Source organism: Nostoc mirabile CHAB5784, from assembly GCF_020829645.1.
In the GTDB taxonomy this organism is placed as follows: domain Bacteria; phylum Cyanobacteriota; class Cyanobacteriia; order Cyanobacteriales; family Nostocaceae; genus Nostoc; species Nostoc mirabile.
This window is the reverse complement of record NZ_JAIVFS010000031.1, coordinates 79,414-91,127: the sequence shown is the minus strand read 5'-3', so window position 1 is coordinate 91,127 and position 11,714 is coordinate 79,414. Positions and strand designations below refer to the sequence as shown.

Annotated in this window: 6 protein-coding genes and 1 pseudogene; 4 read left to right on the top strand and 3 right to left on the bottom strand. The window is 42.4% G+C overall.

The genetic code is table 11. The annotated features are described in order from the left end of the window. Nucleotides 1–209 precede the first annotated feature (209 nt). The gene (locus tag LC653_RS20410) at nt 210–503 is read right to left on the bottom strand and encodes a hypothetical protein (protein ID WP_229496589.1); all 294 of its coding nucleotides are present in this window, start codon (nt 501–503) and stop codon (nt 210–212) included. Nucleotides 504–766: 263 nt separating this feature from the next. Here LC653_RS20410 and LC653_RS20405 point away from each other — a divergent pair, with 263 nt between their 5' ends. Beyond that, nucleotides 767–1,549 (top strand): ABC transporter ATP-binding protein, encoded by a 783-nt coding sequence (locus tag LC653_RS20405; RefSeq protein ID WP_229496587.1) that lies wholly within the window; start codon nt 767–769, stop codon nt 1,547–1,549. Nucleotides 1,550–1,839: 290 nt separating this feature from the next. Here LC653_RS20405 and LC653_RS20400 read toward each other — a convergent pair whose 3' ends face one another. Next, nucleotides 1,840–2,502, bottom strand: a complete 663-nt coding sequence (locus tag LC653_RS20400; RefSeq protein WP_229496585.1) for a GIY-YIG nuclease family protein — start codon at nt 2,500–2,502, stop codon at nt 1,840–1,842. Between the two features lie 123 nt (nt 2,503–2,625). On the opposite strand from LC653_RS20400, the gene LC653_RS20395 reads away from it, so the two are divergent. Together LC653_RS20395 and LC653_RS20390 are read left to right on the top strand one after the other, a co-directional pair. Further along, entirely contained in the window at nt 2,626–3,555 is a 930-nt protein-coding gene (locus tag LC653_RS20395) for a carbohydrate ABC transporter permease (RefSeq protein ID WP_229496583.1), read from the top strand. Between the two features lie 542 nt (nt 3,556–4,097). Next, nucleotides 4,098–4,925, top strand: a pseudogene (locus tag LC653_RS20390) (Rpn family recombination-promoting nuclease/putative transposase). Between the two features lie 35 nt (nt 4,926–4,960). Here LC653_RS20390 and LC653_RS20385 read toward each other — a convergent pair. Next, nucleotides 4,961–10,936: a translocation/assembly module TamB gene (locus tag LC653_RS20385; protein ID WP_229496581.1), complete on the bottom strand. Its 5,976-nt coding sequence runs from the start codon at nt 10,934–10,936 to the stop codon at nt 4,961–4,963. 265 nt (nt 10,937–11,201) lie between these two features. Here LC653_RS20385 and LC653_RS20380 point away from each other — a divergent pair, with 265 nt between their 5' ends. After that, nucleotides 11,202–11,630, top strand: a complete 429-nt coding sequence (locus LC653_RS20380) for a DUF3110 domain-containing protein (protein WP_229496579.1) — start codon at nt 11,202–11,204, stop codon at nt 11,628–11,630. The last annotated feature ends 84 nt before the right edge of the window (nt 11,631–11,714 follow it).

Sequence of the window (11,714 nt, the reverse complement as noted above, 5' to 3'; positions counted from 1 at the left end):
GTTGTTCCTTATCTTGTAGAACATCAAAAACTCTTTGGATTAGTCAAAACCAGGCGTAAGCGTCATCGAGAGATTGACGCTTACACTCAACAAATTTGGGCAAAATCTTCTTAAGTTGACACCAATGCAACATGTTGTGCCCCTACCCGTGTATTTCATTTACCTGAAATACGCTGTATTACTGTCATTCACAGGTTGTAGAGGCAGTTTCATGCCAATTGCTTTCTCATATCGGTAGATTCAGTAAGCAAAAAGGCATATTGCTTTCTCAAAATGCTTGATTGCTTTCTCATTTCAGTAGATTCAGCAAGCAAAAAGGCATATTGCTTTCTCAAAATGCCTGATTGCTTTCTCATTTCAGTAGATTCAGCAAGTAAAAAGGCATATTGCTTTCTCATTTCAGTAGATTCAGCAAGTAAAAAGGCATATTGCTTTCTCATTTCGGTAGATTCGGCAAGTAAAAAGGCATATTGCTTTCTCAAAATGCTTGATTGCTTTCTCATTTCGGTAGATCACGCACCAATTTTAGTGTTTTGGGCAAACAAACGGCACTTTGCTTTCTCATTTGAGTAATTTACGCAGTAGCGATCGCTGATATTTTAATTCTTTTAAGCGTTGAAGACTTAGAAGTAATTTGGTATACTCGCTAAAATTACAACGCTTTAGGCTTAATCAATATGTCTAATTGAATTGAACCGGGTATAAGGATGCTAAATAATCCACTCAAATCCTGTAAAATTAAGTTTCTCATTTTTGAATTTCTGAAATGCCACTCGAACTGCAAAACCTCACAGGCGGTTACACCTTAGTACCAATTGTTCAAAACATTAACCTCACTCTGCAAACAGGAGAGTGGTTGAGTTTAGTTGGTGCTAATGGCTCAGGTAAATCTACTTTACTCAAATTGCTGAGTCGTATTCTCTCCCCACAACAGGGAACAGTGCTACTTGATGGCAAAGCAATTCATTCTCAACCTCCAAATTTAGTTGCACAGAAACTGGCATTATTACCACAACAACAAACGGTTCCCGTTGGCTTAACAGTGCGACAATTAGTCAGCTTAGGACGCACGCCACATCAACCTTGGTGGCAATGGGAATTAAACGCCGAAGATTGGGTCAAAGTGGAAGCTGCAATTGAAAAGACCCAGCTAGAAAAATTTAGCGATCGCTTAGTCGAACAACTCTCAGGCGGTGAAAGACAACGCGCTTTTTTAGCTTTAGCACTAGCGCAAGAACCAAAAATTTTACTATTAGATGAACCTACAACTTTTTTAGATATCAACTATCAATTGCAACTATTGGAACTGCTTAAAGAACTGAATCAGCAACAGGGATTAACTATTATCACAGTTTTACATGAACTGAATTTAGCAGCACGGTATAGTTCCCGCATTGCATTATTAAAACAGGGTCATATTTGGGAAGTTGGTACACCTGAAAAAGTTCTGACACCAAATGCGATCGCCCAAGTATTTGGTGTGGAATCTGTGATTATTCACACACCTGTTGGTTTACAAGTTTGTGCTATTTCTGCTGTGTCATTATAACTCGATTACTTTTCTGACCAGAGTTTGACACCCTTTTATTACTTCTGTACAAGTCCGCCAAATATACCCTTACAAATGCCTTATACCATTTCTTTGTGAGGCTGCGCCAAACCCTTTTAACTTCTTTCTTTCTTTGCGTCCTTTGCGTCCTTTGCGGTTCGTTTTTCTTTAAAGCTGCATAGTGTTTATGCCAAGCCAGCAAAAACATTCATCTAAACACTTGGATGCCCCATCCTTTGACAAGATGGGGTATCCAAGTGGGGAAATAATCAGAGGACTGAACACTCATCCTAAGACTTGGTTTCCTGTGTCTGTGCGTCAATAATTACACTCCAGTCATCATTTGTCACAGCAGCTTCAAGTTGACGCTGACGTTCGGCTATACTCGCATCTATTGTTTCTAACTCTTTAGAGAGGGTTGTGTCAGCCATTGCTTTCCGCAGTTTTAGCTTTTTCTCCTCGTAAGCTTGACGTTCCGCCTCTGACATTACCGCCTTTGCAGCTTCGCCTACCGTACTAGCCCACATTTCGCTTTCAGTTGCATTACCAGGTGGTGTACTTTCGAGTTCTGCTATCCACGCATCTCGCAAATCTTCCATTTCTTGACGCTTGGGGAACTTGAAGGCTTGCACACGTACAAAAGCACACTTTTGCTGACCATTTTGACTGACATGACCGTTTAAAGAAAGCAACACATTCCGAGAATAGCCAATGTACTGTGTACAGCGTTCTGCGTCTAATACTGCATAAACACCTGCAATTTTAGCGTTTTGAGCAGATGCACTCCAAGTCTCAAGGTCAATGATTTTAGTACCATCGTTTGCCAGTTCAGGGGTTATACTCACCTCAGTGGCGGTGTGTTCGTCGTCAGAACTATACAAAAATTCATGTAGTCCACGGTGGTTTATGGGGACATTTTGATGTTCAATTGGCGGATTGTGCTGAGTTTCCATCGTAGTTTATCTCCGAGTTATTAATTAGCGAGTGCAAATATATGCCTTTAGAATATTGAAGCTTAAATCTACTCACATCCCCAAATTCTTGCTGACAAAGCGAAAACAACTATTAGACCTTATATGAATCAATTAACACCTAAAAATTGGATATTCATCAAACAGCGACTCACCCCTTATTTATTTTTACTACCTGCTTTAGTTCTTTTGGCGTTAACAGTCTTTTGGCCTGCACTGCAAGCCTTTTACCTCAGCTTTACCAGCTACGAAGATATTGCCCAGCAGCCACAATGGATAGGTTTCGCCAACTTCCTCAAGCTTTGGAAGGATGCAGTTTTTTGGAAAACCTTGGAAAATACTTTTTTATATCTTGTGGGTGTAGTCCCAATTTTAGTAATTGCTCCCCTAGTGCTGGCAATTTTGGTAAATCAGAAACTGCGGGGGATGAATTGGTTTAGATCGGCATACTACACCCCAGTGGTAATTTCAATGGTAGTTGCGGGAATAGCTTGGAAGTGGCTGTATGCAGAAAACGGATTACTGAATCAGTTTTTGAAAGCTTTGGGACTTTTTTCAGAAGGTATTCCTTGGCTTACTAGCCCAGAAAAAATCTTTGGTATTGTACCAATTTCTCTTGCCAGCGTCATGGCTGTCACCGTGTGGAAGGGGCTAGGCTACTACATGGTGATTTATTTAGCAGGGTTGCAATCAATTCCTGCTGATGTGTACGAAGCTGCTGCGATCGATGGCTCTGATGGTATCAGCAAACATTGGGATATTACCATACCTTTGATGAAGCCGTATTTAGCACTAGTGGCGGTAATTTCAGCTATTTCAGCCACCAAAGTGTTTGAAGAAGTATACATTATGACCCAAGGAGGCCCACTCAGTAGCTCGAAAACAATTGTTTATTATTTATATGAGCAAGCTTTTGGTAACTTAGAACTCAGCTATGCTTGCACAATTGGTTTAGTGCTATTTTTGATAATTTTAGGATTATCAATTTTGCGATTAGTTATCAATCAAGAGGGGGGAGATAATATCACAATGTAATATAGCAATCCTAAATGAAATACAAATTAATAGTACATTTCTAGCAAACTTAAGTTCTTTACCAATCACCAATAATTTGATTTTCCTAAACTGCATCAGTATGAACCCTGTTCGGATCTCAAATAGGATTGCTATATTTCCTTAATTTAACCTGAGTCCGACGTAATAAAAAGTCTGAAACCTAGACAGAGTGAGTAGATTTTATAGCAGCCCAGGGCTGTGTTGCGATTCCTGAACCTCATATACTAACTAATCTTCGCTAGTGGGACTTAGACAAAAAACATCCAAAAAATAGCCTCAAATCTATATACAGAAAGATTTTGACATCGTTTTGCTTAGTTTCTTGATATATCTGGGTTTGGGCTATTTTTGAGCATTTAGTGTATTTCCCTTATCCTACATGGATTTGAGGCTTGTTTCTCCCTCAAAATTGTTTAAGTCCCGTTATTTAACAATTACCAGATATTAAAATGATTTGGCAATATTTAATACTATTTACCTAAATTCCCGTTAATCTGAAAATATTCAAATATCCAGAGTGCATGAAAACAGATACGATTTTTTACACTTTATTCCAAACTCTTCCAGGTGTCTTATTTGAACTTTTAGAACAATCTCAATCTTTAGCGTTGCACTACGAATTTACCTCGGTAGAAATCAAATAATTAGCACGTCGTATCGATGGTTTATTCCTACCAAAAGCTGAGTTCCCAGAAAGCCCAATCTATTTTGTTGAGGTACAGTTTCAGCGCGATGATGATATTTATTGGCGAATAATCACAGAAGCTTTCCTATATATAAATCAATATAAATCTCAACGTCGTTGGCAAGCAATATTACTTTTTGCTCAACGCAGTCTCGACCCAGGTGTGCCATTCATTTATCAAACATCATTAGCTCAACAGCAAATTCGGATAATTTATTTAGACGAGTTAGATGATGTACCATCGTCTTCGATTGGGCTAGGTGTGATTAAGTTAGTAGTTGCAACAGAAGATAAAGCCGTACAGCAAGCGAAAAACTTGATAAATCAAGTACAGCAAACGGATGAAGCTAACCGTAGCAATCTCTTAGAATTAGTAGAGAGAATGCTTATCTATAAATTTGTAAACAAAACTCAACAGGAGTTGGAAGCGATGTTTGGATTAACCGATTGGAGACAAACTAAATTTTACCAAGAAGTAAAGGAAGAAACAAAGCAGGAAGTAAAAGAGGAGGTTCGAGAAGAAACAAAGTTGGAGACTATACCCCGTCTGCTTAAGTTTGGTTTAAGTATAGAGCAAATAGCCGAAGCATTAGAATTGGATGTTAAACAGGTACGACAAGCTATTGATAAGCAAGGAAAAGAGGGAACAGGAAGTAATTCGTAATTCGTAATTCGTAATTTAAAATTGAAGAGATTTCTTTAAAACCGCGTTTGATACTCCACTACTGCACGACTATCATCGGTTAAGTTAGTGGAAGCACGCACACGAAACTCATCGTTTATCCGGTAATTAACACCCCATTGGAAGGGGTCATTTGTTGTCAAAATCTTGATGCTGGAAACCGATATTTTAGAAGAAATATCAACCCCAGCCTCTGCTGCTAATTCCAAAGTTGAACTGCTCCTTCCAGCTTCGGGATTCTCAGAAATAACGGTAGGAAATATCCGCAGTTCACTTAAGCCAAAGCTACTCCCAATCTGGTTAAAAGCTGACTGAAAATTGTTGAACACAGCCGAACCTGCGATGTTAATCAAACCCAAAGTACTGTCACCTCGTCCTTGGGTGTCTACAAACCCACCTCCTAAAAGAGCCACAATTTCGGTTTGACTACGTGACGGACTGCTTGTTAGTTCTAGATTTTCATTCAGTTTGCTGGCTAGACCGTTGATACTGGCTTCGACTCGAACACTCTCTAATGCTGATAAACCTGTGGTATTTACCCGGCTGAAGTCATTACTTTGGGTTACGTCTAGTACCTTGGCATATAGCCGAATATCTAAGTTGGGGTCGCGGGGTTGAGAGGGACTAAAAGTTGCGGTGTGTGTATAGCCACGAGCAAGGTTAAATTGAGTAGTAAATAAATTCACCCCACCTTGTTCTAACCGGATAGTGCCATCGGGTATTGGCTGATTGATTGAGCCGTTAACTATGAGATTACCAGTTGCGCGGAAACTGAGAATAGGGGGACGGGTAATTTGGACGTTTTTACCGAGTTCTAAATCTAAATTATTAAATCTAGCGATCGCATTTCCTGACCCATTCTCAATTTCAGATTTACTCTGCTTATTGGCTTTTGTGGGTGATACCCCAAAACCACTATTTGCAGATGAAGCAGTCCCGGTAGATTCTGCCAGCAATACCTGACCATCAAATAAATTTACTTTACCACCAATTACTGGGTTAAGGGCAGAACCAGTAATCTGCAAATTGCCGCTAGCACCTCCCTGGTAAAGTCCCTTCAGATTCAACGCTAGCTGATCGAGATTAACGGTCAGGGGATTGTTGATAGTATTGTCATTGTTAAAAATGGGAATTTCTCCAGCAGCTTCTACCTTCCCACGGCTAAATCTACCCTGGAGATTTTCCACTAAGATGGTGTCAAAATTAAACAGCACTCTACCTGTAACACGTCTGAGCTTACCTGGGAGAGCCTGGGCTGAAAAAGTAGCATTATTGATAGTAGCAATTCCATTTACTTCGGGTTTTTGCAATGTTCCGCGTACTTTGAGGTCTACTTCTCCTCCACCTTTTTCAAATACCACTTGATTAGTCAATGCGTTTAACAGCGCCAATCCCTCGTTTTCTAACTTCATATCTAAACTAATTTGATCGCTGTCTGGTGCGACGGAAGCAAAAGGCAGTTTATAAGGGATGCTACCAGTAATATCAACAGGTTTTGGGCCAGCAACTGCTACAGAACTACTAAAGTTTAAGCGTCCGTTGGCATAGCTGAAACTTGCGATCGCTGACTCTATTTTGTTCTGATTTAGTAATCCTTGTGTGATTTGCAATTCCCCTCTAGCTTGGGGATTAGCAATGCTGCCTGCTAAAGCTGCTGTACCGTTAAGATTACCTGTGATTCCAACTGGTAGTTTGACAACATTATTCAATAGTTGTACCGGAAAATTATTCACCCGCAACTGTCCAGATTGTTCATCACCGCCAACGTTACCCGTGAAGGCAATCAGCCTGTTTTCAGACTCGATTCGTAAAGGTCGTAAACTCAAAACACCGTTTTCAAAGTTGCCTTCGGCAATCACTTTGTCGGCAGTATAAAAACGATTCAGTTCTTCCTTTTTACCCCAAGCAAATTTTTGTCCATTCAAATTAAAATCCACTGATAATCCATTGGCTGTAGCAGTATTTACAGCCACTTCCCCATTGAAAGTCCCCTTTAAGTCTGCCAAATCTGGTATGGGAGTGGAATTAAGTCGCTGTTCTTCCTGTTCTGCTACCAAAGCTTCAATTTCAGAAAACCGTTGGATTTGGGTTAATAAAGGTTGATTTGGCGCTCCTTGAGGGGTGGTGGTTAGATCCGCTGCTGTGCCGTAGATTTCTGCTGAACCACCTGGCAAGTTTTGTAAATCAAATACCTGCGCTACAGTTAGAACATCTTGGATCTCTCCCTGGTTGACGTTCAATTTACCTTGTAGTTGAGGGCCTTTAGGGCTTTGAGCAAAAGTACCGACAAGGGCGTAGCTACTTTTGCCTTTGACAAATTCGCTACTAGTGAGTGTGCCTTTACCGTTACCATAGCGGAATTGAGCAGCTATTCGATCGCCTTTAACGCGGCCAATTTGCGGATTAGCGATCGCTAAATTCCCCGTTGCTGCCAATGTCTGCTGATTAAATAGCAAATCCGCTGTTAATAACCCAGTTATCTTACCAGTCAGGCGAGTAACTGGTGGCGGAGTCAAATTCAATATTTGTAAGGGGAAATTTGCAACTTTGAGCGCCCAATCATTCCCTTGCACATTGCCTGTAGCTGATGCTTGCTGCCATTTTACTAAGAATGATTTTAGGCGATTATTGGCATCTAAATTAAAGGCCAGGCGATCGCTATTACCCGCCAAGTTCAAATTCAACCCGCGTCCCTGCGCTGAATCGATGTTTCCAGTTAACAACGGCTCAAAAGCTATATCTTGAACAACCAAGTCTCGTAAATTAATTTGCCCTACCACATTTGGCAAGGGCAGCTTACCAGTTATTTGACCATTAAAATCTACTCTACCCGCCACAGCAACCTGATTAGGAAGATTGAACGGTAACTGTTTTAAGTTGTAATTCTGCGCTTGGACGTTGAGATTTAGGGCAGTAATTTCCGGTATACCTGCCTTTCTAGCATTGGCTAATATGTTACCAGTCACACTTAAACCGGGAGCAGTTGCTCGCTCAATGGTAAGCCTTTCACCACTCCAAGCGATCGCAGCCGTCAGGGGTTGCTCAAAACCAGGGATACCTTGGGATAATTGCACCTGTCCAGCAGCACGCACATCAGCTAATTTGGATGATCCTAGCGTGCCAGCTAATTGCAACTGACCGCCAAACTGACCCCGCAATTGCTGATTTAACCGATTTAATTCCACACCAGAAGCATTAACTACAGCTTGATAGCGACCATTAGCCACTTGGATATTAGAAGCTGCGATCATTCCACCTGCAACATCTAGCCTTCCTTGACCACTGGCTTGGATAGTTTGCGGTTGAAAGGACTCAACAGAACCCGCTACGTTTGCTTGACCAGTTAACGTCCCTCCCAACTGCGGTGGTACTGCTGCTAACTGCTGCAACGGTAGATTATTTGCTTGAACCTGCGCTTGGTATAAACCATTACTAAGCTTAATATTAGAGGCTGTAATAGTTCCACCTGCAACATCCAGCCGTCCTTGACCACTGGCTTGGATAGTTTGCGGTTGGAAGGACTCAACAGAACCCGCCACGTTTGCTTGACCAGTTAAGGCTCCCTGGAACTGCGGTGGTACTGCTGCCAACTGCTGCACAGGAACATTATTTGCTTGAACTTGCGCCTGATATACACCATTGGCAAGTTGGATATTAGAGGCTGTAATAGTCCCACGCGCAACATTTACCTGCGCTTGACCGTTGGCTTGAATAGTTTGGAGTTTAAAAGAATCAACAGAACCCGCGACGTTGAACTGACCAGTTAACGCTCCTTGGAACTGCTTTGGTACTGATGCCAACTGCCGCACAGGTACATTATTTGCTTGAATTTGCGCCTGATATACACCATTGGCAAGTTGGATATTAGAGGCTGTAACCGTACCACCGCCAATAGCAAGCCGAGCCTCGCCACTGCCACGTAGGGTTTTCAGGCTGAAATTATCTCTGTTGCCTGCGATTTGGAACGTACCCGCCAAAGGATTATTTAAAGCTGGGGGAGACTGTTTCAATATTTGTCCCAACCGCACACCATTAGCTACAAGTTGAGCAGAAAAGCTTTGGTCTTGCAGTTGAATATTAGAAACTGCAACTATGCCGCCACCTATTTGAACTCCTCCACCATCAGTGCGAATCGTGGCAATTTTAAATGGTGCTGTGCTGCCTGAAAGGATGAGACGACCATTAAACTGTGCTTCCGCCAAAGAGACATTTTGCAGTTGACTTTTGTCTACAAAGGGTTCCAATTTTACCCCAGAGGCAACAGCCACAGCTTGCCAACGCTCATTGGCATAACTACCAGTTGCCCGGACTGTACCACCACTTACATTCAGAGCCACATTGCGGAAAGAGACGTTGCGATTTGGAGCGATGCCTGCGGCAACTCCAGAGGAGAACGCAACTTCACCAGTTCCGGGGTAAGTTCCGTTAGGAGCCTGATATTGTACCGCAGTTTGGACATTGGTGGGAGCGCCTGTTAGTTGGGCTGTACCTGAGACATTGCCGATTTGGAAAGTGGGTGTTATTTCATAAACTTTTGCGATCGCATCCCCTGGAACATTCTTGGCAGCAAAATTTATATCCAGTTGAGGGTTTTTACCGAGTTGAATTGTGCCAGCGCCCGTGATATCACCACCAACTTTGGCTTTACCTTGAATATCTTTCAGGGTAATTAAAGAGGAACTAGTCGCAAGCTCAAACTTACTACTGATGCTATTAAAATCAACTTTGTCAATCCGAGCAGTTTGAATAGTGCTAACTGTGCCTGAGATAATTGGCTCTTTAGTTGATCCGGTAATCTGCAAATCAGCTTGTACTTGTCCAGCGATCGGCACAGGTAGTTTTACCTTGAGAGTTTCCTGAGCATTCGCCAAACTCACCGCATTTACCCGCCCTGCCAACTTAAAGCCTGCTTGAGTGTCAATGATTCCCGTAGCCACTACCGGAATTTTGCCGTAGTTGGTAGTAACATTATCTAACTGCAATTCCGTTCCCTGGAAGCGGAGATTTCCTTGGCTATCGCTCAACAGTTGCGGGACTTTGGGTATTTGAACTGTTACGCCTTGCACAGCAGCGCTGCCATACAATAAAGTCCGTTGTCCTGGTGTTAACTTAACTAACAAGTCGCCATTGGCTCGACCCGCCTGTAAGTTCACTGGTAACTTAATTAACCGAGTAATATCCTCAGCCAACAAGTCTTGCGATCGCACTTGAAAGTTCCCTGCTAGCACCCTGGAACGCGTCTCTCCCTGAATAGAAATACTGCCACCACTGTCTGCTTGCCCCCCCACATCAAACCTGATCAACTGATTATTTGCTAAAAGTTGGGCTGAACCGTTGATTTGAGAAAATGTTACGGGAGATAAGGGAAAAGAGGCAGAGGTGCGGGGTGAGGGGGGCAGAGGGGAAAACTCTTCTCCCCTGCTCCCAGCTAAGAGCTCCCTTGCTTCTTCCCCTGCTCCCCCTGCCCTCTTCTGCGGCATCAAGGCCAGCTTGGCATTGCGAAACCACAATTTGTCCAAATCGGTTTTAATAGCGGCGCCTTCACGCGACGGCGCTATTTTAGTGGAAACCCAGCGCCCCTGGTTATCCTGTTCAATGTAAATATCTGGGTTGACTAAGGTAACATCTAGCTTTAACTGGCGGTTAAAAATTAGTTGTAACAGGTCAAAACCCACCTCCACAGTTTCAACCGTAGCCCGATCTGGATCTGTGGATGTGGCTGGGATAGCTGAAGCTGCAAATTGCACTCCCGTCAACGAAAATTGTGTGACTTTTCCCAGTTTTACCGGACGGTTGAGTGTAGTAGTGAGACTTTCTTGTGCTAAGGGTGTTAACTCTGTTTGGACAAAAGTCCACAACCGACAAATACCGACAATAACTCCTAACAGCAAAAGTCCGCCCAAAGCAATGCTACCCCGACTCAACACCAGCAACCATAGACGCTTGCGGATAGGCGACGGGGAGAGAATATCTTGATTGGGAGATTTAGTCATTTGCTTTTACTGTATTAATTGCCAGATGTTGCTGGCACACACAAGCATTAACTGACACGCTGATTCAGTATGCCATTTCCAGGATACGCCAACTAAACTCAAGACCTCATTGGTTGAGTTACGGTATTTGCTTAATCCAATACTTATGCTTCATAATATTGGGGTTTTCAGGTAAATCTGATCTAAATAGAGTGAAAATTGTTCCTGTGACTTTCCTTGAGGCACAACCTAGAACTTTAATATGAATAAACCTTAAAAAAGACAGATGATTACACCAATGCGTGTTTTTGTGTTAATTTTTAATGCTCGAACGGAAAATGAGGGAATTCATACCATTCGGGAAGGCGATCGCAATAAAATTCTGATGTTCGAGTCAGAAGACGACGCTACCCGCTTTGCCCTGATGTTAGAAGCTCAGGATTTTCCCTCACCTACACCAGAGCCGATCGATGCTGAGGAAATAAAGGAATTTTGCGAAAGTGCTGGATATGAATGGGAAATCATCCCAGAAAACAGCAATTTAGTTGTAACTCCCCCAGAACTTAACGTCGAAAAAACCGACTGGCAAGTAGACGCCCAGAAGGAGGATACTGTTGAGGATACCTTTCCTCTCAATCAACAGCCACTAGAGGAACCAGAATTGTCTGATTCTGAACTAGAGAAGATGCGTCGCAAATTGGAAGGATTGTTGTAATTAGTCATTAGTCATTGGTCACTGGTCATTGGTCACTGGTCGCTAACTGACTAATGACAAAGAACAAATGACAAAGGACAAATG

Excerpts from the sequence above, each read along its gene's own strand:
- LC653_RS20410 (WP_229496589.1), bottom strand. The coding sequence starts at position 503 with ATGAGAAAGCAATCAAGCATTTTGAGAAAGCAATATGCCTTTTTACTT.
- LC653_RS20405 (WP_229496587.1), top strand. The coding sequence starts at position 767 with ATGCCACTCGAACTGCAAAACCTCACAGGCGGTTACACCTTAGTACCA.
- LC653_RS20395 (WP_229496583.1), top strand. The coding sequence starts at position 2,626 with ATGAATCAATTAACACCTAAAAATTGGATATTCATCAAACAGCGACTC.
- LC653_RS20380 (WP_229496579.1), top strand. The coding sequence starts at position 11,202 with ATGATTACACCAATGCGTGTTTTTGTGTTAATTTTTAATGCTCGAACG.
- LC653_RS20400 (WP_229496585.1), bottom strand. The coding sequence starts at position 2,502 with ATGGAAACTCAGCACAATCCGCCAATTGAACATCAAAATGTCCCCATA.
- LC653_RS20385 (WP_229496581.1), bottom strand. The coding sequence starts at position 10,936 with ATGACTAAATCTCCCAATCAAGATATTCTCTCCCCGTCGCCTATCCGC.